The sequence below is a fragment of the Segatella salivae DSM 15606 genome (genome assembly GCF_000185845.1).
GTDB lineage: Bacteria > Bacteroidota > Bacteroidia > Bacteroidales > Bacteroidaceae > Prevotella > Prevotella salivae.
In genome coordinates this window covers 2,732,124-2,758,129 of sequence record NZ_GL629647.1, presented here as the reverse complement: position 1 = coordinate 2,758,129, position 26,006 = coordinate 2,732,124, and the positions used below count along the sequence as shown (strand labels likewise).

17 protein-coding genes are annotated in these 26,006 nt (G+C 42.9%); 6 read left to right on the top strand and 11 right to left on the bottom strand.

Annotated features, from left to right (window positions below):
- Positions 1–543 precede the first annotated feature (543 nt).
- The 6 genes from HMPREF9420_RS10790 to surE all read right to left on the bottom strand — a co-directional run bounded on the left by HMPREF9420_RS10790 (position 544) and on the right by surE (position 12,785).
- On the bottom strand, positions 544–2,229 hold the full coding sequence (locus tag HMPREF9420_RS10790) for a RagB/SusD family nutrient uptake outer membrane protein (RefSeq protein ID WP_007135721.1): 1,686 nt from the start codon (positions 2,227–2,229) through the stop codon (positions 544–546).
- A gap of 11 nt (positions 2,230–2,240) precedes the next feature.
- Positions 2,241–5,018: a SusC/RagA family TonB-linked outer membrane protein gene (locus tag HMPREF9420_RS10785; protein ID WP_007135720.1), complete on the bottom strand. Its 2,778-nt coding sequence runs from the start codon at positions 5,016–5,018 to the stop codon at positions 2,241–2,243.
- Between the two features lie 20 nt (positions 5,019–5,038).
- Positions 5,039–6,886: a RagB/SusD family nutrient uptake outer membrane protein gene (locus HMPREF9420_RS10780; RefSeq protein ID WP_007135719.1), complete on the bottom strand. Its 1,848-nt coding sequence runs from the start codon at positions 6,884–6,886 to the stop codon at positions 5,039–5,041.
- A gap of 3 nt (positions 6,887–6,889) precedes the next feature.
- Positions 6,890–10,015: a SusC/RagA family TonB-linked outer membrane protein gene (locus HMPREF9420_RS10775; RefSeq protein ID WP_007135718.1), complete on the bottom strand. Its 3,126-nt coding sequence runs from the start codon at positions 10,013–10,015 to the stop codon at positions 6,890–6,892.
- An 805-nt stretch (positions 10,016–10,820) separates the two neighbouring features.
- The gene (gene lpxB / locus HMPREF9420_RS10770; protein ID WP_007135716.1) at positions 10,821–11,999 is read right to left on the bottom strand and encodes a lipid-A-disaccharide synthase; all 1,179 of its coding nucleotides are present in this window, start codon (positions 11,997–11,999) and stop codon (positions 10,821–10,823) included.
- A gap of 15 nt (positions 12,000–12,014) precedes the next feature.
- Entirely contained in the window at positions 12,015–12,785 is a 771-nt protein-coding gene (gene surE / locus HMPREF9420_RS10765; RefSeq protein ID WP_007135715.1) for a 5'/3'-nucleotidase SurE, read from the bottom strand.
- Positions 12,786–12,888: 103 nt separating this feature from the next.
- On the opposite strand from surE, the gene HMPREF9420_RS10760 reads away from it, so the two are divergent.
- From HMPREF9420_RS10760 to HMPREF9420_RS10740, 5 genes are all read left to right on the top strand, one after another.
- The gene (locus HMPREF9420_RS10760; RefSeq protein WP_007135714.1) at positions 12,889–13,653 is read left to right on the top strand and encodes a ParA family protein; all 765 of its coding nucleotides are present in this window, start codon (positions 12,889–12,891) and stop codon (positions 13,651–13,653) included.
- Between the two features lie 35 nt (positions 13,654–13,688).
- Positions 13,689–14,579, top strand: coding sequence for a ParB/RepB/Spo0J family partition protein (locus HMPREF9420_RS10755; RefSeq protein ID WP_007135713.1), 891 nt, complete (start codon positions 13,689–13,691; stop codon positions 14,577–14,579).
- Between the two features lie 3 nt (positions 14,580–14,582).
- Positions 14,583–15,296, top strand: coding sequence for a DUF5683 domain-containing protein (locus tag HMPREF9420_RS10750; RefSeq protein ID WP_007135712.1), 714 nt, complete (start codon positions 14,583–14,585; stop codon positions 15,294–15,296).
- A 64-nt stretch (positions 15,297–15,360) separates the two neighbouring features.
- Entirely contained in the window at positions 15,361–16,725 is a 1,365-nt protein-coding gene (locus tag HMPREF9420_RS10745) for a lytic transglycosylase domain-containing protein (RefSeq protein WP_007135711.1), read from the top strand.
- Between the two features lie 19 nt (positions 16,726–16,744).
- On the top strand, positions 16,745–19,027 hold the full coding sequence (locus tag HMPREF9420_RS10740) for a RelA/SpoT family protein (protein ID WP_007135710.1): 2,283 nt from the start codon (positions 16,745–16,747) through the stop codon (positions 19,025–19,027).
- A 102-nt stretch (positions 19,028–19,129) separates the two neighbouring features.
- Here HMPREF9420_RS10740 and HMPREF9420_RS10735 read toward each other — a convergent pair whose 3' ends face one another.
- Positions 19,130–19,480, bottom strand: a complete 351-nt coding sequence (locus tag HMPREF9420_RS10735; RefSeq protein WP_007135709.1) for a MerR family transcriptional regulator — start codon at positions 19,478–19,480, stop codon at positions 19,130–19,132.
- A 233-nt stretch (positions 19,481–19,713) separates the two neighbouring features.
- Between HMPREF9420_RS10735 and alaS the strand changes: the two genes are divergently transcribed.
- Positions 19,714–22,377: an alanine--tRNA ligase gene (gene alaS, locus HMPREF9420_RS10730; RefSeq protein ID WP_044079243.1), complete on the top strand. Its 2,664-nt coding sequence runs from the start codon at positions 19,714–19,716 to the stop codon at positions 22,375–22,377.
- Between the two features lie 311 nt (positions 22,378–22,688).
- Here the strand turns inward: alaS and HMPREF9420_RS10725 are convergent, their stop codons facing one another.
- From HMPREF9420_RS10725 to HMPREF9420_RS10710, 4 genes are all read right to left on the bottom strand, one after another.
- Complete coding sequence (locus HMPREF9420_RS10725) at positions 22,689–23,342, bottom strand: SprT-like domain-containing protein (RefSeq protein ID WP_007135706.1); 654 nt, start codon at positions 23,340–23,342, stop codon at positions 22,689–22,691.
- A 105-nt stretch (positions 23,343–23,447) separates the two neighbouring features.
- A complete protein-coding gene (locus tag HMPREF9420_RS10720) occupies positions 23,448–23,990 on the bottom strand; it encodes a peroxiredoxin family protein (protein WP_007135705.1) in 543 nt (180 codons plus the stop codon).
- A 50-nt stretch (positions 23,991–24,040) separates the two neighbouring features.
- Positions 24,041–24,565 (bottom strand): glucosaminidase domain-containing protein, encoded by a 525-nt coding sequence (locus tag HMPREF9420_RS10715; protein ID WP_007135704.1) that lies wholly within the window; start codon positions 24,563–24,565, stop codon positions 24,041–24,043.
- A 183-nt stretch (positions 24,566–24,748) separates the two neighbouring features.
- The gene (locus HMPREF9420_RS10710; RefSeq protein ID WP_007135702.1) at positions 24,749–25,750 is read right to left on the bottom strand and encodes a DUF6261 family protein; all 1,002 of its coding nucleotides are present in this window, start codon (positions 25,748–25,750) and stop codon (positions 24,749–24,751) included.
- Between the last annotated feature and the right edge of the window lie 256 nt (positions 25,751–26,006).

The window sequence follows — 26,006 nt, the reverse complement described above, 5'->3', positions numbered from 1 at the left end:
TAGAAATCAGAATATGCTTTTTGTGCGAATGCGAACCCATTTCACGGCTTCGGTATCCTCACTTCTTTCTTCTTGCGTGGTAATTCCAGTCACTTTAGCGCGCAACATGACGGAGATTACAATGCCATTTGAATGAAATGAGAAGCTCATCTGATAGAAATTACATTGCAATTTGATACAAATTGCAATGCCTGGCAATGCGATTTTGCCCTACATTTTGCATCAAACTTCATAATCTATTGATAGTCAACAAATTACAAAATGATAGAATACGGCGCATATTCAGAGCGAGGAGCAAACGCGTTTCAAATACGCGAACGATTTGAAAGCATTTGTAAACATTCATGATTGACTTTAACAAAAGGAACGCAACTGTGAAATCGCATGCAATCTTAGTTTATTCGGCATCGTTGTTTGCAACAGAAAACAAAAGAGGGGAAAGCAAATAGTTGCTCGCCCCCGAAACAAAGATAAAGAATTTAGAGATACTTGTAAAGTCAATTGATGACACTAACGCAAACAGCAAGAGAAAGATTACTCCGCTTACTCACCCCAACCGGGATTTTGTTTCAAGTTAGTGTTCTTATAGCGTTCTGCATTCGAGATGGGATAGAAATACATCTTGTCGGTTATCTCATACGTGCAGAGCTTTTCTTTTGCGAAAGTCAGCGTGCCATCAGCCCGCCTTTCGATATTCACTTTATAGATATCCTTCATGTCACCAAGGGCTTTCCAGCGACGCAAATCCCAGAAACGATGTCCCTCAAAAGCCAGTTCCACGCGTCGTTCATTGCGCAAACGAGCAAGAAAATCAGCCTTTGACATTCCTGTTGGAAAATCAGGCATCTTCACATTCTTGCGGGAACGGACAAGGTTTACGGCCTCGCGTGCACTCATTGTGAACGGACTTACCACCTGGTCTGGGCCATAGGCCTCGGCCATTGCTTCAGCATAGTTCAGCAAAATCTCGGCATATCTGAACAATATCCAGTTATGATCGAAGCTGTTGGTGTTCTTTCCAGCCTCAAATATCACCTTGTTATTGAGATATTTCTTCAGATAATAACCTGTTGTTGTAGCATTGAGAAGTGGTTGTCCGTTACGTCCGCCATGATAAGTCTCCACTGGAATCTTGGCAGGCCATTGCATTCCGTTGAACACTACAGTCATTTCAAGACGTGGGTCGCGGTTCTTATAAGGATTAGTAGCCTGTGCTGGATTGTTCCAATCAAACGAACTTCCGTCTGACATCTCGTAAGCGCTGACCAGATTCTCTGTCGGACAGGTGTAACCTGAACCTTTTTCAACGCCAATGGGATAGTTGGCAGATTCAAAATGCGTGGTCTTTCCCTCAGGACAACAAAGGATAACCTCGGAACTTTGATTGTTGGTTGCACCGAAAAGATTCTTATAATCATTGTCAAGAGCATAACCAAAGGCTGAAGCCTGACGGATAACGTCAAACGCTGCAGTGGCAGCAGCCTCCCATTTTGCAACATCTCCCGAAGTGTTGAATAGCGGACTGGCAAGGTAGAGCGTTGCTCTTGATTTCAATGCCAGGGCTACTCCCTTGCTGACACGCTGCATGTTGGCAGCTCCTCCGGGGAGTGTCGTTGTCTTTGCAGGAAGATGTTGAGCCACATCGGTACATTCATCAATGACGAAACGAAGCACATTTTCTGCCGAAACAGGCGCTGCCTTTTGTGCCTCTTCCTTGGTGATTGTCTTTGTTAGCAATGGGATATTGCCATAGCGTCTGACCAATTCGAAGTAGTAGAAAGCACGCAGGCATCTCACTTCATACTGGTAGTTGAGATAGCTTGTATAAGTGTCTTGGAAGCCATCTGTATATTTCCAATCCTCAAATGTGAGGCCCAGGCAGTTCTCCAAATAGAAGTTTGCATCATGAATTGCCTTGTAGTAATGGGCAAAAACATCATCAACGACATAATTGGGCGACCAACTTCCATTGACAAAACGCTGGATAGCAGCCGTGTTGTTGATATGAATGGCATCGTCGGTAGCAGCATCATGCATGGCACCACCAATGCCTTCCAATCCGTTGGGCAAGTAACTATAGACCTCGGTACACAACTGTGTAACCTTTGAAGGGTCGTATAATAGTTCGCTACGGTCGTAATAAGTTGACTCCGAAGTATTCAGAAAGTCACAGCTGGCAAACATACTGACTGTAACGACAAGCAGTGTTGTGATTTTAATATGTTTCATAACCGAATATTTTAGAATCTCAAATCGAAGCCAATTGCATAGCGTGTCATGCTTGGGTGGCCTGTTCCCATATTCTCCGGATCCATTACCTTGATATGATCAAGGCTGAAAAGATCGTATGCGCGAACATAGACTTTGGCAGCATTCACGTATTTCAATGACTTTAACTGATGCTTCTTGAAATGATAATACAATTCCAATGTGCGCAACTTAAAGTAGGCTCCATTCTTAATCCAGAGCGAATTATTCGCATAGTTGTTAACCGAGCCGACAGAAGTCAAACGTGGATAGCGCGCATTCGGGGTTTCCGGAGTCCAACGGTTGTCGTAGTATTCCTTTGAAATCGTGCGATTTCCAAACAACGGATGATAGACACTGGGCGTGTTAGCCATTACGCTGACATTGCCAATGCCTTGGAACATGGCGTAAAGTCCCCAGCCCTTATAGTCTACATTCAAATCGAAAGAATAGTAAATTTCAGGGAATGCACTGTAGCCTAAAGCTTTCTGATCATACGAATCGATAATGCCATCATTGTTGAGGTCCTTATATTTAAGGTCACCTGGCTTCACTTGTGACAAGGTCTGCTTGACATTACGCTGGTCAATCTCATTCTGATTCTGATAAATTCCTTCTACAACATAGCCGAAATACTGCCCGATGCGTTTGCCTGTACGCTGCAAATAGCCATAAGGACGATATTCCTCGTTCTGGTTTACGATTTTATTGCGAATAAAAGAGAAGGTGCTTCCCAATGCATAATGGAAGTCTTTGAGCGATTTATCCCAACGAATTGAGGTTTCGATACCGCGATTATCCACAACACCAGAGTTCTCTTTGGGCACAGGAAGACCAAACAATGAAGAAACTTTTCCATTAGCACCCACAAGAATATCTGTGCGATGCTCGTGGAAGAAATCAACCGTTATATCCAAATGCTTAAAAGCACGGAAGTCAAAACCAATATTAAACTTGTGAGATTTCTCATAAGTAAGATAGGGAATACCCAGTTGAGTCAAACGCAAACCATTATGTTTGAGAGGGTTTTTACCAAAGAAGAAACTACCACCATTGCCATACATATCGACAAAGAGGTCGTTATCATAGTCTGCACCGCCTGAAATACCATAGCTGGCACGCAGTTTCAAGAAGTCTAACCAATCACATTTGGCAAACGATTCCTCTGACACAATCCAGCCAAGACCCGCAGCAGGGAAGACTCCCCAACGGTTGTTTGGGTCCAAGATGCTTGAAGCCGACTCTGACAAAGACAAATCAAAGAGGTAACGATGCTTGTAAGCATAGTGCAACTGGCTGACAATATCAATGAAAGCATACGATGTGTTTTGTCCCTTGGCAATCACCTTATCCATGCGATATTGTGCTGTTGCAGCCAAAGAATGCAAGCCCCAATCGCGCTGGAAGTTGGCAAATGCATTGAAATTGAAATGATTATTCGATGCACCGACAGAGTGACTGGCACTCAATGCTGTTTCATTTCTCAGGTTCTTATAGGTGTAACTTCTGCTTACCCAATCATATGTAGACTGCTCATAGCCATATTTCCGAGCATTTCCATCCCAATAAGAAGCATTGTTGTCTAAGCCCAATTGCAAACCAACCGAAAGGCCTTTCAAGAGAAAATCCAATCGATGTGTCAACTTTAAATCGGCAAAGAAGTTTCTTTGTTGTGCGCGTGCATAACCTGTTCCGGATATCATTGCTACAGGATTGGTCTCGATATCTGTCGTACCAGCCCATACCCCACGAGCATTCTTTATAGGGAATGCACCAGAAGGTACCTTATAGAGCGCAGTGAAAATATCAGAGATTGTAGCATTGGGGCGGTTATGTTCAGAGAAAGTTCCAAACATATTCAACTGCAACATCGTGTTGCGTCCCAACTCAATATCAAGGTTAGTACGAATGTTTAACTTTGAATATTTGAGCTGTGTTGAATAGCCTTGGTTATCATTAACAGGTCGCAATATACCGCTGTCATTCAGATAATTCAACTGTGTGAAATATCTAACAAACTTGCCACCACCCGTTACAGAGAATGTAACATTGTTGCCAAAGCTATGGTTGCGAAGCGACTCTCCCCACCAATCTACATTAGGATAGGCATCGGGCAGACTTCCATCTTTGAATGCAGAAAGTTCAGAAGCATCGTAACGAGGTGTTAGTCCGTCATTCTGCATACCCTCATTCAAAGCCATGGCATAGGTATGTCCGTCAACAAATTTAGGCTTTCGGAACGGAGTTGCCATGTTAAGCTCATAAGAGAACTTGATTTTCGGCGCACCATTCATCCCTCGTTTCGTCTTCACAGCAATGACTCCATTAGCTCCACGCATACCATAGCGAGCGGTTGAAGCTGCATCTTTCAACACAGTTATTGATTCAATTTCATCCATTGAAAGTTGCCCAAGCTCACGTTCAAAGCCATCAACCAAAATAAGAGGCGCCTTTTTACTGAGCGTTCCATTGCCTCTGACAAAGAGACGGCCCGTAGTTTCCCAAGCCGAACCTTGGTTTTGCAATACCTCCAAGCCTGGAATCAAGCCATAAAGAGCATTGCGAGGATTTGTTTCCTTACGATGCGCGAGCTTCTCACTCGTTATTGAAGACGCCGCAATCGTAGCTTCTTTCTGGTCGATAGACATGTCACGACCATAGGTTATTCTATGAGGTTTCTTCTCTGTCAGCAAACTGTCAGTCTGAGCTGACATACAGAGTGGAGAGAAAAGAAGCGCTGCGAAATATAATTTATAGTTCATTTTATCCATGTTTAAATTACATCATAGACTTATTCCCAACCTGGGTTCTGCACCAAGCCATAGCCTTTGTTAACCTCTTTTGAGGGGAATGCGCTCAAACACATACGTGGTTCCCAACCGGTTTTCCACCAAGCACGATAGTATTTGGTCAACTCAAAAGGCTTAATGAGATATTTCTTAGTCTTTTTGTGCTTATAGACATGGAGACCATGGAGCGGTGTTTCAAAGACATCATACATCTTCCAACGTATCAAATCAAAGAATCTCACCTCCTCATAAGCAAATTCAACCGCACGTTCATGCAGCACTGCTTTGCGGAATTCCTCCTTGGTCATACCACTTAATGCCGGCATACCAACACGTGCACGAACGGTATTGATAGCTTGGTAAGCTTCAGCTGTAGGGCCGTCATAGTATTCATTCAAAGCTTCTGCATAGTTCAAATAGACTTCTGCAAGTCGCATTGTAGGCCATTGTACAGGTCGGTTGTAGGCTTCTGTATTTCTATCAAGTCCCCACTTGCGGCATGCCAAACCTGTTGCAAGGCTAAGTTTGTGCATTCTTCCTTGCTCCCAATCCTTTCCTTTAGGGTAGTTGCCCTTATCATTAGGATTGACATCTGTCATCTCTGCTGTTCGTCCATTATACTTATCGCCGTCCAAAATGAAGTTTTCATATAGTCGTGGATCACGATCTTTGAATGGATTTTTTGCCATTTCAGCATCATTCCAATCGAAAGGACGGCCATCCTTCATCTCAAACATATCGAAAAACTCTTTTGTTGGGCAATAAGCTCCCCAGCGAAGTGCTTTATCAAACTGCTCATTATTCTTCGTAGAAAGGAATGTTCTACGGCATGCTATCAGCGTTTCCGTATTTCCACGATCGAAATAAGCACTTGTATAGGCTTCGCGTTCAGTAGTAATACCAGGGTCACCAGCCTGCACTAACTTGAAGAATCCATTTTTATTCAGCGCATCAAAAAACTCTTTGCAGGCATCAACAGCTTGTTTCCAACGCTGCTTATCATAGTTCCCCCACCATGTCATCTTCTTATCAGAAGCCTCTCCTTTGACAAAAGGCGCATCGGAATTGAACAGTGGACTGGCAACGAAAAGCAAGACACGAGTCTTTAATGCCATAGCACCAGCCTTCGTCATTCGTCCATCCCAGTTCTCCATTTCACTTTCAGGAACACTCCAAGGGAACTCTTTGCAGGCAATAGCATCGTTCATCAGCTTCACAATGAAATCCACTGTTTGCTGCAAAGTGGCCCGAGCTGGAAAGCTTGCATCTTCAGCAGAGATAGCATGATCAATGATTGGAAGAGATCCATAATGCCGAAGCATGTGAGTATAGAACACAGCTACCATCATCTTTGCTTCTGCTTTAAGTCGCAACTTCTCCTGTTCATCCATATCAGGAACCTTATCTACGTTCTCATAGAACAGCCAAGCATGGCGCACACCTGTCCAAATGCCCGATTGAGAGAACTGCATTTTCGTACGATGTGCATTGATTCGCGTATTATCCTCTATCGAAGCATTGTACAATCCAGGGTAATACGTATTCGAAAGTGCCGAATATCCGATATTATCATAATTCAAATCAGTAAGTCCTTCAATGGTACTCATACACATCTGCGTCCAAAATCCATTGGTTTCCATACCATATGGCAGATACTGATAACTGCGCCAAAGCACTCGTCTGGCATATTCAGCCTTCCCAAATATAGTATCTATGGTGACATCTGTACTGGGGGGCTTCTGCAAAAAACGTTCACCGAATGCCAGATCCTCGCACGATATAATGCTCATTGTCAGCATCAGACCTGCAAAGAGGCTCCATATCTTATTCATTTTTTCCATATTCTTCATCGCTTAAAAACCTACTTTCAATCCTACTTCAATAACTTTAATCAGAGGATATGCCCTTCCATCTGGATTAGCTTCAGGGTCGCAGACTTTCAAATGGTCGAAAGTCAGCAGATTATATCCCGATACAGCGAGACGCAAGCTATTCAAATGCAATGCCCGTGTGACGTTCTTTGCAAACGAATATCCTACTTCTATATTCTTCAAACGTATGTAAGAAGCATCTCTCAACCACAAGTCTGAATCCAAATAGTTATGAGACTTGTTGCGAAGGGATATGGCGGGAGCTGCTGCAGCATTACCTTTTTCGGGCGTCCACGCGTCTTTAATCATGTAACGCATAAGGCTCCAGTTGTTCATTTCGCCGAAAGGTATGCGATAAGGACCACTCAAGAAGCGCGAAGTCTTCGATGCTCCGGCAAGCGTTATGCTAAGATCGAAGCCCTTCCATGACACTCCCATATTCACAGCATACGTCAAAAGAGGATATGCTGGAGAACCAATAGCACGGATATCCTTTTCATCTATCTTGTGATCTCCATTCAAATCTTTATACTTCACATCGCCAGGCAATGGAATATATCCACTTCCTTGATCAGGAATGCCACCCTCGGTTCCCTTGGTATGTGCATACTCAGCAACCTCTTTTTCGGTGAAATAGCCATCAAAGACATAGCCAAAATTCTGGCCTACAGGTTTTCCTGTGCGCTGCATCCACTCATAAGGATACTTGATTTCGTCCATGAAGACAACCTTATTCTTGGCATAGGAAATATTTCCACCTATATAATATCGGGCAGTACGTATTTTATCCTGCCAACGCATGCTTACTTCAAAACCATGATTATTCACCTTTCCCATGTTCATTGTAGGCAGCTGCACGGCGAGATAGCCAGGAATGACACCACGAGAAATCAGAATATCCCGACGATGTTCAATGAAGTAATCAAAGTTAATGGATAAGTTGTTCTTGAAAAGCTTCATGTCTATACCGTAATTCTGCTTGAAAGCGGTCTCCCAAGTCACATTGGGATTGCCAATCTTTCCTTCTGAAGCACCGAGTATCTTTGTATTCGTTGTCGTTCCAAAGCTATAACTTCCAGAACTGATATTATAGGTGTCAGGCAGATAAAGGAAGCGGGAGTTGTCCCGAGTGATGTCATTTCCCACCTTACCATAAGAGACTCTGAACTTCAAATAGTCAACAACAGGACGCAACGGCTTGAAAAATTTCTCCTCAGAAACAATCCAACCCACTGAACCTGCGGGGAAAACTCCAAATCGGCGCCCCTTAGCGAAGTTTTCAGAACCATTGTATCCCACGCTAAGATCCAAAAGATAGCGTGTCATATAGTCATAAGTGGCACGACCAACCAAGCCCACATAGCTGCGCGGAATATCTGCATAACTGTTTGAGGGATAGTATTTCATGGTTTGGTTATACATTGCCAAGGCCGAAACATGATGCTGACCGAAATTGCGTTTGTAATTGAACGCACCTTCAAGATACCAGTTCTTGCTCAAATCATCCGACTCCGAGAAGTCAAGTTTACGATAAGTTTCAACTAATTTCAAGGCTACAGAGCCGTCAGGAGCATTGATTGCTTCATACAAAGGCTCACGTCCTTCACGACGCTTATAGATACTTACACCGCTGTTATAAGCTGCCTTCACGTGGAAGGAAAGCCCTTTTGTAAGGAAATTAAGCTTCTGTTTCAGCGTAAAGTCAAAGTTAAGCGTGTTATTGGCCATCGTATTGTATCCCTTTCCATAATAGATATTCAAACCATCCTCCAGATTTCCAACTCCAAAACGGTTCGAACTCATGCGTATTCGCTTTCCATCAACCAATCCTGCACCACTGAAAGGCACAGCAGAATAAAGGTCACGGAAGATGAAATCACTCGACTTGGTCGAACCATTGTTATAGTTAGGCTCACGACGACTGTTCAAATAGCCACCTAAATTAATCTGTGCCGTTGTAGTGCTCGTCAAATCAACATCCAAGTTGATGCGATAATTATAGCGATTATACTTGAAACCCTTGTCATTTCGGTTCTGATAAACCTTGAACAGACCTTCCTGGGTCAACACACCCAATGAAGCAAAGTATCTGACACGGTTTGTTCCGCCCGAGATATGAACATTATGACGCGATTGAACAGCGGCTTTTCTAATCATTTCGCCCGTCCAATCCACATCAGGATGAGTCAAAGGGCTGCTATGTGTACGGAATTTCTCCAAGTCATCTTGCTTGAAAGCAAGCATGTCTTCAGCCACTCCGTCGTGTGTTTGCGCCTTATTGAACTCACTGGCCCATTCATAACTGTTGGCAAAATCAGGCACACGTGAAGGCACTTGAACGCCAACCGACGTTGAAAAACTAATGCGAGGCTTATCTTTTGTACCACGTTTTGTCGTGACAAGGATAACGCCATTAGCACCTCGAACACCGAATACTGCCGTGGCAGAAGCATCTTTCAGCACCGTCACATCCTCCACTTCATTCGGGTCAATCTGTGAGAAAGGACGCTCTACTCCATCAACAAGGATAAGCGGTTGCGACAAAGAAGTGCTCAACGAACCGACACCCCGGATGAACAACTGCGCACCATCAGCTCCCGGCTGACCGCTCGACTGAATACCCGACAAGCCGGAAACCTTTCCAATCAGCGAGTTGCTCATGCTCGCAACAGGCGATTTCGTCAGTTCATCACTATTGACTGAAGACAAAGCACCTGTCACCGTGACCTTTCGTGTGGAGCCATAGGCAATAATCTGCACATCATCTAACGCTACGGTCTGCTCTTCCAACTTCACTTTCAACCTTCCTTCACCCTTGCAAACTACGGTCTTCGACTTATAACCCACACTGGAGATTTCAAGCTTTGCACCTAAAGGTACACGCAGATGAAACGCTCCATTCACATCCGTCACGGTAGCGGTCTTACTCCCAACTACCTTTACCGATGCCCCGATAATAGCTCCCATATCGTCAAAAACAGTGCCATACAAATCAATCGTCCTGTCGGATTGTTCTGTTTTTTCTGTTTTCAAAGCATACATAGGAATAGTGGGCACAAAACTTAAAAGCAGCATGAACATACTGCATCGAATGATTTGTTTTTCCATTATGCTAAATATAAAGGTTTTTAACAGTAAATATGTATATCATAATAATAGCTGACCAGACAATCATCAAAGTCGTCTGATGAAAATGATTAACAGTTTAGAGATAAAAGTCCATGTTGCAAAAATACATATTTTTTAAATAACGACTGTGAAATATTGTTCAAATAACTTACAATATTGTACAAAAAGCCTATCTATTAAGTCCAAACATACCGTTTCATCCCTATTTTCTCTGTTTCTACAGTCTTAAGACTCTGACTCTGACAGATGCTTTCACAACCATGAAATCAAGCGAAAAAAGGCAACAAAACAAATCAGAAAACAAGATAAGTCAGCAGAATTTGCTTGGCACTTATCCTCAAATCATAACACGAAACCAACAAAGACGTCTGCGCTTTCAACCTTTGAAATCCTTAAAAACACACCTGATTTGGCCGTTTTCTGCATTAAACTTTTTTAACAAAAAAACTCAAAAAAGCAGACAAAATCAATTTACATATTTTATATTATCCATCAACAAAACTCCTAATTGCAATCTTTTCACAACACGATGAACATCAAACGACCATGTAATATGCCTCAAGTCACCATGTATTTTGACGCTGATTAAAAGCCCATTCGGCTGAGATTAGAACACGATTTGACACATATTGCACCACCATTTGTAACAAGGCATAAAAAAGGGGAAAGCAAATGACCACTCTCCCCGATGCAAAGATAATGAATTTGAGAAGCAAATGCAAATCGGTTATGAATTAAGTTTACAGAAAAGATGCGTTTACCTCCAAGACATAAACCCTATGGACTATTGGCAACGAGCGGCTTCCTGGCGCAGAAGATTGACCATTAGACGAGCAGCATTATCGGGAGCGACCTCGTCACCCAAGCGTTTTTCCACCTCCTTATAAGCCTGAAGCATCGGCGCTCTGCCTTCGCCCTCAGGAAGAATACGGCCGAGTTCGGACACGATATTACTTACATTGAAGCGATCAGCAAAGAGTTCGGGCACGACTTCTCGGTCTACAATGAGATTAACAAGGGAGATATAACGACACGAAAGAATATGATTGAAGGCCCAACGAATGAGTCGTGGCACCGGTGTTTTATAACAAACCACCTGCGGAACATGCAGTAATGCCGTCTCAAGCGTAGCCGTTCCACTGGTCACCAAGGCAGCAACGGCATGATAAAGCAGCCCATAAGTGTCATTATGAATGAGGCTAAAGGTAAGACCAGTAACGTCAGTTGCATTGCCAATCACCTCTTGATAATAAGATGGTTCAATGGCTGGCGCTGCGCCAATTACTATCTGATAGCGGTCTGAAAAGTGCTGAACGGCGCGCAACATCGGTACAAGATTGTCTTTAATCTCTTGCTTTCTACTTCCTGGAAGCAAGGCAATCATCGGGCGATTATCAGCTATATGATGCTTCAAGCGGAACCCATCGAAGTCTGTGTGGTATGTCGTGAGAAACTCATGAATCTCATGTGCCGTTGGGTTTCCTACGTAATGAATCTTATAATGATGTTTTCCTTCATAGAAAGCTGTTTCAAAAGGCAAAATCGAAAACATCTCTTTGACATCTCTTCGGATTGCTTTGATGCGCCATTCTTTCCATGCCCATATCTTCGGAGAGATGTAATAATAGACAGGAATGTGTGTATGTTGCTTGAGATACTTGGCAATATCGAGGTTAAAACCAGGGTAATCTACGAGAATAACAACGTCGGGTTGCCATGCCACGATATCCTTTTTACAAAACGACATGTTGCGAAATATCGTGCGAAGATGCAGTAACACCGGCACGAAACCCATGTAGGCAAGTTCTCGGTAATGCTTAACGCGCGTACCTCCAACGGCAGACATCAGGTCGCCTCCAAAGAAACGGAACGATGCTTCGTGGTCATTCTTCTTCAAAGAAGCCATTAAATGGGCTGCATGTAGGTCGCCACTGGCCTCACCAACAATGAGATAATATTTCATATCTGTATCAGATGATTAGAGACTCCACGACTTAATGGTATCTATAAACGCATAATCGGTGATATCGATGCGCGTCGGTGTGATGGCAATATATCCGTGATTGAGTGCCCATTGGTCGGTATTCTCAGCGTCAGGTTCGTCATTTCGACACTCACCAGCCATCCAATAGTAGTCATATCCATGGGGATGACGCGCTTTAACGACTTCATTTATCCAACTACCAAAGGTCATTCGGCACACCTTTACGCCCTTGAAAGGAGGTTGAGCGGGGAAGTTCACATTCAAACACACTCCCTTTGGCAGACCTTCTGCAAGGACTCGCTCGACTATCCGACACACATCATCGCGCAAATAGCTTAAATCGGCTTCATCATCATAGTTACATGTTGAAAACGCTACAGACGGAATATATTTCATACAGCCTTCCCTTGCAACCCCCATCGTACCAGAATAATGGTTGTTTACAGTAGAATTGTCTCCATGATTGATGCCTCCGAGCACCAAATCAGGTTTCCGATGGCCACAGAGTTCACTCAAAGCAAGCTTCACACAGTCTACAGGAGTGCCGTTACATGACCATACTTCGACGTCACCCATATTATGTCGGCGTTTCAAACGCAACGGAGTAGCAGCAGAAAAGGCACAGGAGAAACCCGAACGAGCCGCTTCTGGTGCACAAACAAGCACGTCGGCATGGTCTTTTAAGAATGAAACGAGGGTCTTGATTCCGTTGGCATGATAGCCATCATCATTCGAAATCAATATAAAAGGGCGCTTAATATTCATCTTTTACATTGTTAGTTTGCGACAAAAGTACGAAAAAAAGGTTTATTTCTCGTATTTCTCGGCTAAATTATGTAACTTTGCCCACAAATAAACTTTTTTCGAAATGGGAAAAATTATAGCTTTAGCTAATCAGAAAGGTGGCGTGGGTAAGACCACCACAACCATTAACTTAGCGGCTTCTTTGGCCACCCTTGAGAAAAGTGTTCTCGTGGTTGACGCCGATCCTCAAGCCAATGCATCAAGCGGTTTGGGTGTAGACATCAAAGATGTCGATTGTTCTTTGTATGAATGTATCATTGATCATGCCGATGTACGCGATGCTATTTATACCACAGATATCAATGGATTGGATATCATTCCCAGTCATATTGACCTCGTAGGTGCCGAAATTGAGATGCTGAATCTTGACAATCGGGAACGCGTTTTGAAAAATCTTTTGGCGCCCATCAGCAGTGAATATGACTACATCCTTATCGATTGCAGTCCTTCATTGGGACTTATCACGGTCAATGCACTAACAGCTGCCAACTCAGTAATTATTCCTGTGCAGTGTGAATACTTTGCCCTTGAAGGAATAAGTAAGCTACTCAATACCATCAAAATTATCAAGAGCAAACTCAATCAGCAATTAGAGATTGAAGGTTTCCTGTTGACAATGTATGATAGCAGACTGCGTTTGGCAAATCAAATCTATGATGAGGTGAAGCGACATTTCCAAGAACTGGTGTTCAAGACTGTCATTCAACGCAATGTTAAGCTAAGCGAGAGCCCCAGTCATGGGCTTCCTGTCATCCTTTACGATGCTGATTCGACAGGAGCAAAGAATCACCTTGCCTTGGCAAAAGAACTGATTAACAAGAATGCATAACCCATTATTCTTGAGAAGAAACAACGAAACAGAACATGGCAGTACACAAAAAATATAATAGTTTGGGTCGGGGACTTGATGCACTCATCTCTACAGATGCCGTGCGTACACAAGGTTCATCGACCATTAACGAAATAGCGATTGACCAAATTGAAGCCAATCCCAATCAGCCTCGTCGCGAATTTGACGACGAAGCACTGCAAGAGTTGGCGCACAGCATACGAGAAATTGGAATCATCCAGCCGATTACACTGCGTCAGACAGCTGAAAATAGATTTCAGATTATTGCAGGTGAGCGTCGATGGAGAGCCTCTCAATTAGCTGGTTTGAAAGCTATCCCAGCCTATATCCGCACGATAAAAGACGAGAACGTCATGGAAATGGCCCTCGTTGAGAATATCCAACGTGAGGATTTGAACGCTATCGAAATTGCGTTGGCCTATGAACATCTGCTTGAAGGCAGTGGAATGACACAAGAAAAGGTTTCTGAACGTATTGGGAAAAGCCGTACGGCAATTACCAATTACTTGCGTTTGTTGAAGCTTCCTGCACAGGTTCAGATGGCATTACAAAAGAAAGAAATCGACATGGGCCATGCCCGTGCATTGCTTGCACTCGATAGTCCGGCGCTTCAAATCAAGCTTTTTAAAGAGATACTAAAGAATGGTTACTCCGTCAGAAAGGTTGAAGAACTGGTACAAGCACTAAAGAATGGCGATGATATTGAAAGCGGAAAGAAGAAGATTATCGCACGAAACCAACTACCAGAAGAGTTCTGTGAACTTAGAAATCAATTGGCTTCATTCCTCAATACAAAGGTACAGATGACTTGTTCTCCAAAAGGTAAGGGAAAGATTTGCATTCCTTTTGCCAATGAAGCAGAACTCGAGCGCATCATGAACCTCTTTGATAAACTGAAAGCTTGAAGCATGTCTTTCCCAAGACTCATTCATATCATTGCCTGGGCAGCATTACTTGTGATGCCTCAGTGTGCTAAGGCACAACACAACGAGCCTCGTGTGTTGATGTCTGACACAACACATCTTAAAGCAAACGAACTGCTAACACACAAGGATAGCGTCAATTTATTGGCTGATTCCGTAGCAATGAAGAAGAAAGCCAAACGAGATTGGGCCACTTGGAGACCTGATCCGAAACGTGCTTTGTGGCTTGGACTCGTGCTTCCTGGTGCAGGTCAGATATACAATCGTAAGTATTGGAAACTTCCTATCATATATGGTGGCATTGTAGGATGCCTCTATGCCATGAACTGGAATAATCAAATGTATCATGATTACGCCCAAGCTTACATGGATATCATGGACAATGATCCGACAACGGCAAGCTATAATCAGTTCATGCACTTAGGAGCGAGGATTACAAATGACAACATATCACGATACCAAACGTTGTTCAAGAGTCGTAAAGATAGATTCAGAAGGTGGCGTGATATGAGTTTCTTTGTGCTTGTAGGTGTATATGCTTTGTCGGTAATTGACGCCTACGTAGATGCCTCTCTATCAGAATTTGATATTTCAAACGACCTCAGTTTGCGTATTGAGCCAGCTGTTGTAAACACAAATAATCAACGAAACCCTCTACGGGGTGGCGGAATAGGTATGCATTGCAGTCTTACTTTCTGACCTTATATAAAGCATAAGCTCAGGAAATAACAATTATCCTATAAAAAAAGAACTAACATTTATAATGAAGAAAACATATTTAATTGCACTCTCATTGTTGTTTTTCAGCACCTGTAAGCTACAGGCTCAAGTCGTAAACAATGAGGAAGGTGACAACGATGAAACAGAAATTACGGTAACAAATGCACAAGGCAAGCGCGAAGTTATAGACCTTCCTGAGGCTATGACCATGGAACTTGACAGCCTAATGCAACTCTATAATACGAAGACTTACCTTCGTCCCGACACGTCATGTAACCTTCCTGACGTCAATCCTGTATATGACATTGCAGTCTATAAGAAGCGACTTTCCATGCTTCCTACAATCATAGAGATGCCTTATAACGATGTAGTTCAGCAATTCATTGACCGATATAGCGGTCATCTTCGACGTTCAGTGAGCTATATGTTAGGGGCACAAAACTTCTATATGCCTATCTTTGAAGAGGCTTTAGAGAGTTATGGCTTGCCGTTAGAACTTAAATATCTCCCAGTCATTGAATCGGCATTGAACCCCAGAGCCGTATCAAGAGTTGGAGCAACAGGCTTATGGCAGTTTATGCTGAATACGGGGAAACGTTATGGTTTGACTGTCAACACGCTTGTAGATGAACGTCGCGACCCCGTGAAAGCATCTTATGCAGCTGCACATTACCTAAGTGATCTCTACAAGGTTTTTGGTGATTGGAATCTTGTTATCGCTGCTTACAACTGTGGACCAGATAAAGTTTACAAAGCCATCCATCGTGCCAAGCAGAATGATTATTGGCAAATCTATCCCTATCTTCCCCGAGAAACTCGTGGCTATGTACCCGCTTTCATTGCTGCAAACTATATCATGAACTACTATTGTGAGCATAACATCTGCCCGATGACAACCGATTTGCCTGCCAAAACAGACACCGTTGTTATCAATCGCGATTTGCATTTCGAGCAGATAGCCCACGTTTTAGGACTTGATGTTGACCAGATTGCAGCTCTAAATCCACAATATCGTCACAATATTGTAAATGGAAGTTGGAAACCATCTGCCCTTCGTTTGCCAGCAGCCTTAATCACAAAGTTTATTGACAACGAAGATTCAATCTATAATTATAAGCCTGATGATTTAACCAGTAAACGTACAGAAGTCGAGGTTAACGATGAGGAACCGACCATAGTACGCTATCATCGTGTCCATAAAAACTATACTTCATCTTCTAAATATAGTGGTAAGAAAGGACGAAAAAAGAAAGAACGCAAAGAAAGAAGTAAGAGTGTCACTATCCGCGAAGGTGACACGCTGTCGGAAATTGCACAACGTAACAAAATCTCTGTAAAGAAATTGCGTCGCCTTAATGGTATAAAAGGAAACAATATTCGCGCTGGAAAGAAAATCAAAATTAAATAATTAAGACGGAGGAAACATCATGGACGAGCACGATATGCGTGAAGTGGCCCGTGAGGCAGCAGAAGACAAGCTCATCACAGAAGCCTTTCAACACTTGTTAGACACTTATCTTGCATCACGACATCGCAAGAAAGTAGATATCATTACGAAGGCTTTCAACTTTGCGCGACAAGCACATAAGGGTGTAAGAAGGCTTTCAGGAGAACCTTATATAATGCATCCTATTGCCGTAGCACAAATTGCTTGTGAGGAAATGGGGCTGGGTTCGACAAGTATCTGTGCGGCGTTACTCCATGATGTGGTTGAAGATACTGATTACACGGTTGAAGATATTGAGAATATCTTTGGCAAAAAGATTGCTCAAATCGTTGACGGATTAACCAAAATCAGTGGTGGTATCTTTGGAGAACGAGCTTCAGCACAAGCTGAAAACTTTAAGAAGTTGTTGCTGACAATGAGCGATGACATCCGCGTTATCCTTATTAAAATATGTGACCGATTGCATAATATGCGCACCTTGGAGTCACAACCGGCCAACAAACAATATAAGATTGCAGGCGAAACATTATATATTTATGCGCCACTCGCCAATCGTTTAGGGTTAAACAAAATCAAAACTGAACTTGAAGACCTTAGTTTCCGTTACGAACACCCTGAAGAATACGCTGCTATTAAAAGCAAATTGGCCCTCACTCAAGAGAAACGTGACGAGCTTTTCGCACAGTTCACAGGACCAATCCGCGAAGCTCTTGACAAAATGGGTATCAAATACACCATCAAAGCACGTGTCAAGAGCCCTTATTCTATATGGAATAAGATGCAGAATAAACATGTAACCTTCGAGGAGATTTACGACATTTTAGCGGTCAGAATCATATTCGAACCGAAGAAAAGAGATGAAGAAATCAACGAATGTTTCAACATTTATGTCGCTATTAGCCGTATATATAAGAGCCATCCCGACCGACTTCGCGATTGGTTAAACCATCCAAAGGCGAATGGTTATCAAGCTCTTCACGTTACGTTAATGAGCAAACAAGGGCGCTGGATAGAAGTACAAATTCGCTCAGACCATATGAATGAGGTGGCCGAACAAGGATTTGCTGCTCACTGGAAATACAAAAATGGAGGCGAATATAGTGAAGATGAGGGTGAACTTAACGATTGGTTGAGTACCATTAAAGAAATTCTTGACGACCCACAGCCTGATGCTATGGACTTTCTTGACAGCATTAAGCTCAATCTTTTTGCTTCAGAGATTTTCGTATTCACCCCAAAAGGTGAGATAAAGACATTGCCAGCAGGTTGTACTGCACTTGATTTCGCATTCCAAATCCACACTTTCCTCGGCAGCCATTGCATTGGAGCAAAGGTCAATCACAAGCTTGTTCCATTGAGTCATAAGCTGAACAGTGGCGACCAAGTTGAGATATTAACGAGTAAAGCCCAACATGTGCAACCCTCATGGATTAGTTTTGTATCAACAGCTAAAGCCAAAGCTAAAATTCAAGCCATACTAAGACGTGACGACCGAGAGTCACAAAAGAAGGGCGAAGAACAGCTGAAAGAATGGTTGAAGCTTCATTCCATGGAATTAACTTCATCGGTTTTAGACAAACTTTGTGAAGTTTATCATGTACAGAAGCATGAAGAACTATTCAAATCTATCGGTGAAAAATCTATCATTCTTGGTGATTCAGATGCAGACGCTCTACTCGGCAAGACAAAAAAAGAATCAACTTCACTTGGATGGCGACGCTATGTACCATTCCTCCACGACAAGAAAACTACCAAAGCTAACGTTAAGAAAGTTGATACCTCTATGCTTTTCACGGTTGATAAAGACTTCAACAAACGTCAACCCGTTATCATCAGTGAAAAGACTATTGGCAATTATATATTCCCTGGATGTTGCCATCCAATCCCAGGTGACGATATTCTCGGCTATATAGATAACAATAATCACATTGAAATCCATAAACGTGCATGTCCGGTTGCAAGCCGTTTAAAATCAAGCTACGGCAACCGAATCCTTGATGCAAAATGGGACATGCATCGACAAATGTTCTTTGACGCCACAATTGAAATCAAAGGAATTGACCGAAAAGGTATGCTACACGACTTAGCCGATGTTATTTCAGACAAGATGAACGTCAATATTCGAAAGATTACCATTAATAGTAGCGAAGGAATCTTTGATGGAAGCATTGAGATGCGCGTGCATGATCGTGACGAAGTAAAGGAAATCATGGAGAATCTCATGGCAATAGATGATTTAAAAGAGGTACAACAAATTATGTAAGTTATTCGAATCAGCTTTGATTATATGACTTAAGTCCATGCAAGTCAACATGTGTACAATATAATAATAGGACCTTTGGCTTCATAATATGATTAGCTCCCGCTACACCAATCCATCAAGTTGCTTCTTGAGCTGCTGTAATTGATCTCGCACAGAGGTAAGCATTGTCATGACATCTGCTGTTTTATCCACACCCTCTCGATTGGCATTCATAACTTTTCTGGCTGCGGCAATCTTGAAACCACGCACTTTCACAAGGTTATAAATGACCTTAATCTGCTCTATATCTTTATCAGTATATTGCCTAATCTTTGTACCATTTTGCGTTTTTGGGCGTAGTTGTGGAAACTCACCCTCCCAAAATCGCAATGTACTCTCATTGATTCCGAATTGTGCAGCGACTTCCTTTATGCTGTAATATAACTTCAGATTCTTGTTTGTATTTAAGGCCATAATTCGTGATTTTTGTTGAAACTATGCGCTATTTCTTTGCAAAGTTAGCAAATTTCTATAAACTCCACTCCACCATCTCTAAACTTTTTTGTATCTTTGCCACTGATTTTTCATCGCCGCGAAGTTTCTGTTGCATCATTGCAACAATGCAAAGGCAGAAGTTTTCCTTCAATGCGTGGAAACGAACACGATGGATAACGAGTAAAGAACACTTAAAATACAATATATTGAAGATGATGACAGCGAATGAAGTTCGTGAATCTTTCAAGAAATTCTTTGAAAGTAAGGAGCACAAGATTGTAGCTTCAGCTCCTATGGTCATAAAAGATGACCCCACGTTAATGTTTACCAATGCCGGCATGAACCAGTGGAAAGACATTATACTCGGTACAAAAGACCCGGGAAAAGACGTGAGAAGAGTAGACTCTCAGAAGTGTCTTCGTGTGAGCGGAAAGCACAATGATCTTGAAGAAGTAGGACATGATACTTACCATCACACGATGTTTGAGATGTTAGGTAACTGGAGTTTCGGAGATTATTTCAAAGAAGGTGCAATTGATTTTGCATGGGAATATCTTGTAGATGTACTCCATTTAAACCCAGAAGATCTTTATGTAACAGTATTTGAGGGTGCTCCCGAAGAAGGACTTAAACGTGATGACGAAGCTGCATCTTATTGGGCCAAGCACGTACCTGCAGACCATATTATCAATGGAAACAAGCACGACAACTTCTGGGAAATGGGAGATACTGGTCCATGTGGCCCTTGTACAGAGATTCATGTAGATTCTCGCACTCCCGAGGAGAAAGCGAAATTGCCTGGACGTGAACTCGTAAATAAAGATAATCCTCAAGTAATTGAGATTTGGAATATCGTGTTTATGCAGTTCAATCGCAAAGCTGATGGCAGTCTTGAGCCGCTTCCTATGCACGTGATTGATACGGGAATGGGATTCGAACGACTTGTACGCATGCTGCAAGATAAACACAGCAACTATGATACGGATATCTTCCAACCAGTCATTAAGCAAATAGAATTACTCAGTGGAAAGAAATATGGTTTCACAACTCCAACGGGAGAGAATGGCGAAGGCAAAGACGAACAAGAGAAAATCGATATCGCCATGCGTGTGGTTGCAGACCACTTGCGTGCTGTAGCATTTTCTATTGCCGACGGACAGCTGCCGAGTAATGCTAAAGCGGGTTATGTGATTCGTCGTATCTTGCGTCGTGCGGTGCGTTATGCTTACACATTCCTTGATCAGAAAGAAGCTTTCTTATATAAACTTGTTCCTGTTTTGGTTCAGGAAATGGGCGAAGCTTATCCAGAACTTTCTGCTCAACAAGAGCTTATTTCACGTGTGATGAAGGAAGAAGAAGATTCTTTCCTGCGCACATTGGAAAAGGGAATAAATCTCCTTAACGGTGACATGGACGAGCTGAAAGCTCATGGGAAAACAGAATTAGATGGCACAAGCGCCTTCCGTTTGTTTGATACTTATGGGTTCCCACTCGACTTAACCGAACTGATTTGTCGTGAACATGGTTACACAGTAGACGAAAAGGGCTTTGATGAAGAAATGGCGAAGCAAAAAGCAAGAGCCAGAAACGCTGCTGCTGTGGAAAACGGTGACTGGGAAGTCGTTAGAGATGGAGAACAAGTTTTTGTGGGTTACGACTACACCGAATACACTTGTCATATTCTTCGCTACCGAAAAGTTACTCAAAAGAAGAATACGTTCTACGAAATCGTACTCGATTATACCCCCTTCTATGGTGAAATGGGTGGCCAAGTCGGTGATCAAGGCACATTAGTTAGCGCGAATGAAACAATTAACATCGTCGACACGAAGCGCGAGAACAATCAGAGCATCCATATCGTTAAAGAGCTTCCAAAAGATATCGAGGCCGAATTTATGGCATGTGTCGACGTGGAGAAACGCAACGGAAGCGCAGCAAATCACACCGCTACTCACTTGCTTGACTATGCGTTGAAACAGATTTTAGGTGATCATGTTGAGCAGAAAGGCTCATATGTTGATCCGACCACGTTGAGATTTGACTTCTCTCACTTCCAGAAAGTAAGTGATGAGCAACTTCGTCAGGTTGAAAGACTCGTCAACAAAATGATTCGCGAAGATTATCCGCTTGACGAACACCGCGACACTCCGCTTGAGGAAGCTAAGGAGCTTGGTGCTGTGGCACTCTTTGGAGAGAAGTACGGAGACAAAGTCCGCGTAGTTCGTTTCGGTCCGAGTTGCGAATTCTGCGGCGGTATTCACGCGAAGAGCACCGGCCAGATTGGTTTCTTCAAAATCATCAGCGAGAGCAGTGTGGCCGCGGGCATTCGTCGCATTGAGGCCTTGACTGGTGTTGCATGCGAAGATACAATCTACGCGTTGCAAGATACAATGAATGACCTCAAGTCAATGTTCAACAACGCTAAGGATCTGAAAGCAACACTGTTGAAATTCATCGGCGAGCACGATGAGATGCGGAAAGAAATCGAGAAATTCCAAGCCCAAGCCGTTGAGCGCGTTAAAGACGAGCTTCTCAAGCGCGCACAGAACGTAAACGGCGTTCAGGTGATTAAAGCTGTGCTGCCTTTAGAGCCTGCCGCAGCAAAAGACCTCGCATTTAAACTGCGCGAGACCTTAAATGAGAAACTTGTTGCGGTCATTGGAAGCACCGCAGGCGACAAGCCACTATTGACCGTGATGTTTAGTGACGACATGGTGAAAGATTATGCGCTCAACGCCGGTAAAATTATCCGCGAGGCTGCAAAACTCATTCAAGGCGGTGGTGGAGGACAGCCCCATTATGCTCAGGCTGGTGGTAAAAATATAGAAGGCATCAGCGCAGCCGTCGATAAAGTTATTGAACTTGTAAATCTGTAATCAGATTAATATAAATCTCACAAATCAACAAAGCCTCGCATCGTGATGATGTGAGGCTTTATTATTTTCTTGTGGCTTTTAAGCGCAGCACTTTAAAAAATACATTAAAAACAGAGGCTTTTATGTAGCCAGTCATAAAAAGCTACATTTTTCTTATGGCCGAAAGGCAAAACGATTATGAAAAGCTATATTTTGCCTACGGCCGAAAAGCAAGAAGACCATGAAAAGAGCTTTTCGCCCATAAGAGATAAGCAGAAACGAATAAAGGGCGATTTTTTTCATAAAACAAAGGCATGAAAAGCCTAAACAAATCAGTATAAAGCTGTGATTTTCGTCATCTCAGCAGTCTTTTCTTGAAAAATCTCAACCGAAACACGACGCCCACGAAGACTTCTCACTTTCGGGAAGTTCATAAAATAACCATCGCGTGTGGTATACCAATTGAAGTTTTTCACGCGACTGACCTTTCTAATTTCTCGGTCGATACCACGGGCATAACGCGGATTAACCACCGAAAACAAATATTCGCCTGAGTCGAGCAACAGCGCTAACACTAAGTAGTCGCGCGACGGCTGCGGTTGAGCAGGCTTTACCCCACGCGTGGAGCCTGTCACACGAATATTCCAGCCATAGTTCCGATTCAACTCATCGGCCATTCTCCTAAACACCACACCATGTGGCGCCGTGTCTTTTACGCCCAAAAAAGCTATTTTGAGATGAATCATTTCATGGAGCAAAACGTTTTGAAACTCACGTTCTGAAAGGTCATAAAAATTACTCAGCCGAATTGCAAAATCAGTGAATTTTTCACTCTTAAACAAACGTTTCACACGCTTACAAGCCATTGAACCCAAGCGTGTCCTCGACCGAGACAAAGCCAATCGGGGAAGCGGAAGTTCGCCATCAAAATATTCTTTGTTGAAGATGGCAAACCAATGTTCCATCCACAGCTTATCAACTTGCATAACGTTTTTTTTAAGGAAAAACAAAAGTCAAAGCCGACTATCGAAGGCACGACACATCTTCCGATGCCGCCAATCTGTAGCCAAAGGCTTTGACTTGCCTGCAAACTAATGTTTCGTTGCAGTTAATTCGGTGAGTTTCTTCTCCACCTTCTCCGACAATACAGTACTCAGCACCACATTGCCTTTCTTATCAATGACAACCATTGCTGGAATCCATTTCACACCATATTGCTTTGCGATTGTCGACTCACGCATCTTTTTTAGCTCGCTGACAGCGGTATATTCCATGCCATACTTCTCAATTGCCTTTTCCCAATTGGCTTTTTCTGTGTCAAAAGAGACGCCGACAAAAACAACACCTTTATCTTTGAACTCACGATACATGCGCACAATATTGGGCGCATCTTTTCGGCAGTCTGGGCACCAGCTGGCCCAAAAATCAAGGACAACAACCTTTCCTTTCAGGCTACTCAATTTGAAACTCTTGCCATCAACCGTCTTCAGCTGAAAATTAGGAGCTTTCGTACCGGCTTTCACCATCTCAACAGCATATTTGCTATCTTCGTCAGTGTTATTCTCCTGTGCATTGGCAATAACTACACTTCCGATGAGAGCAACTGCCACAATTAATAAACGTTTTAACTTCATTTTCTGTTTTTTATTTAAAGTTCTATTGTTTTTTGTTCACATCCTGTTGACTATAACCTCTTCGCAATGCGTTTCACCTTAGAAGTATAGGCCTTATCTTCAGCATAGCCTATGCGGTCAAGAAAATCATAGTAATCTCCGCTGACATATTTATATTGCACTGCATCGCGATAGGCTCTCACACAATCCATCCAATTTGGAAACTCAAAATAGCTGCCATCCGACGGCCTACGAAGTCCGAAGATGTTATGAATGGTTTGACAAATGTTACTCGTGAAATTTCCAGTCTCCAACAAGGCCTGCGCCATAACAATCTTCTTAAATTTGATGCCATACTGGTCGAGAACATCAGAAAGATTCTCTAAAGTCAATTCCAACTCGGGTACAAGTTCCGCATCAGGATAATCGGCCGCATATTTTCTGCCGTCGAAAACCGCATATTGCGACACGCTGTCGTTTGCCAAAGGAATAGCCACAGCATCGGTCTTTGCCTTGCCGGGCAACGCATCTTGTGCTGCGCCCCACACGGGAAACAGACAAAATATTAATGAAAAAATCGTTTTCAAAACAAACATATATTTATCTTATAACGCAAATCACAAGAAAATATTATAAAAGACATAAAAAACGCAAGTTCTATAACAGAACCTGCGCCGATTTTGATTCCTATATGTTGCAGAGAAACGACAATGCAACAAAAGATGGCAAAAGCCGATTGCGACATTTAGCTTTTTAGCATATTACGTGCAATAGCATCATTATTTTTTCTTTCCAAAACTTATGCTGGGTTTATCTGCCTGTTTTGATTTAGAAGTAGGCTTTCTTTCAACCTTAAACAGCGTAGTATCTTTATTTATACCCACCCAAATGGTCTTTGGACTGCCGTCAACATTCGTCTCACCCTCAATGGCCAATTCATAATGCCGCTTATCGCCAGATCCTTCGGTCTTTCCAGTAAAAGATAGACTGCCTATCTCCAGATTCAAAGCTGTTTCTAAAGCGGGGAAGCCGTATTTTAGCAGTACGTTGTATGCAGCTGTACGTTTATCATGGGCGACCTTCGACGTACCGGCGCGGTGTGACAATGTCGCGTGTTGTATGTCAACCAAAGCATTATATTGCACAATAAGCTCTGGCAATTTTAGCGTTTCAGGCTCAAGATCGTTGAGTGCTTCCATGCGAAGAGCAATTGCACTCAATGCCTTGTCGGTGGCTGCGCGCAAAGCCTTGATATCATAGGTTCCCGTAGGAATGACCGACTTCAAAGCGTCGAGATAGCGCTTTTCGAAGGCCTCGTTAGCTTTCGAGAGACGCGTAACGGCTGGCGCTGCAGCAAGAAGTGTGACAACATCCGTAAGTTTAGCATCTTGCAGGTCGGATACAAGGTTTTTTATCATCCCCGTTTCCTTATTGTAGTTTGCCAAAGTAAGTTTTGGGTAGCGCGACAAAACATTACTCATTTGGCGTGCCGCTTTTTTTGTGGCCTCATCATCAGCGTGAGCATTCATCTCAACCAACAATTGCAGTGCACGATAGGCAGAGTTTCGCTTGCGGTCGAGCTCCTCCAAATCGGCCGTTCCCTCTCTTTTCCTTGGGATATTCAGCGCCTTGTCTTCTTCGGCCAACGCATCCTTCAGGGTCTTCAACAATGTTTTCATTTTTTCGATACCAGCCGCTTCACAAAGAGCAACAACGTGGGATGCAAACTGGAAATGCTCCATGTTTTGGAGTCTGTCTTTCTTGAAATTCTTGATAATCATCGGTTAAATATTTAAATTAGTAATCTTATAAAGTTTCGGCCATGGCCGAAAATCAGTTTTTCGTAATTTCCACTCGTCGGCCACGGCCGAAAATCAGTTTTATGCAATTTGAGCGTTTCGGCCGTGGCCGAAATGCAGATTTACGTTAAATTCTATTCTTCGGCCATGGCCGAAACTCTGTTTTTCACAATTTCTGAATTTCGGCCACGGCCGAAAATTAACATTTTTCATTTCAAACATCTTCATAATGGTCAAT

Coding starts and splice junctions, on each gene's coding strand:
- HMPREF9420_RS10790 (WP_007135721.1), bottom strand. CDS start 2,229: ATGAAACATATTAAAATCACAACACTGCTTGTCGTTACAGTCAGTATG.
- HMPREF9420_RS10785 (WP_007135720.1), bottom strand. CDS start 5,018: ATGGATAAAATGAACTATAAATTATATTTCGCAGCGCTTCTTTTCTCT.
- HMPREF9420_RS10780 (WP_007135719.1), bottom strand. CDS start 6,886: ATGAAGAATATGGAAAAAATGAATAAGATATGGAGCCTCTTTGCAGGT.
- HMPREF9420_RS10775 (WP_007135718.1), bottom strand. CDS start 10,015: ATGGAAAAACAAATCATTCGATGCAGTATGTTCATGCTGCTTTTAAGT.
- lpxB (WP_007135716.1), bottom strand. CDS start 11,999: ATGAAATATTATCTCATTGTTGGTGAGGCCAGTGGCGACCTACATGCA.
- surE (WP_007135715.1), bottom strand. CDS start 12,785: ATGAATATTAAGCGCCCTTTTATATTGATTTCGAATGATGATGGCTAT.
- HMPREF9420_RS10760 (WP_007135714.1), top strand. CDS start 12,889: ATGGGAAAAATTATAGCTTTAGCTAATCAGAAAGGTGGCGTGGGTAAG.
- HMPREF9420_RS10755 (WP_007135713.1), top strand. CDS start 13,689: ATGGCAGTACACAAAAAATATAATAGTTTGGGTCGGGGACTTGATGCA.
- HMPREF9420_RS10750 (WP_007135712.1), top strand. CDS start 14,583: ATGTCTTTCCCAAGACTCATTCATATCATTGCCTGGGCAGCATTACTT.
- HMPREF9420_RS10745 (WP_007135711.1), top strand. CDS start 15,361: ATGAAGAAAACATATTTAATTGCACTCTCATTGTTGTTTTTCAGCACC.
- HMPREF9420_RS10740 (WP_007135710.1), top strand. CDS start 16,745: ATGGACGAGCACGATATGCGTGAAGTGGCCCGTGAGGCAGCAGAAGAC.
- HMPREF9420_RS10735 (WP_007135709.1), bottom strand. CDS start 19,480: ATGGCCTTAAATACAAACAAGAATCTGAAGTTATATTACAGCATAAAG.
- alaS (WP_044079243.1), top strand. CDS start 19,714: ATGATGACAGCGAATGAAGTTCGTGAATCTTTCAAGAAATTCTTTGAA.
- HMPREF9420_RS10725 (WP_007135706.1), bottom strand. CDS start 23,342: ATGCAAGTTGATAAGCTGTGGATGGAACATTGGTTTGCCATCTTCAAC.
- HMPREF9420_RS10720 (WP_007135705.1), bottom strand. CDS start 23,990: ATGAAGTTAAAACGTTTATTAATTGTGGCAGTTGCTCTCATCGGAAGT.
- HMPREF9420_RS10715 (WP_007135704.1), bottom strand. CDS start 24,565: ATGTTTGTTTTGAAAACGATTTTTTCATTAATATTTTGTCTGTTTCCC.
- HMPREF9420_RS10710 (WP_007135702.1), bottom strand. CDS start 25,750: ATGATTATCAAGAATTTCAAGAAAGACAGACTCCAAAACATGGAGCAT.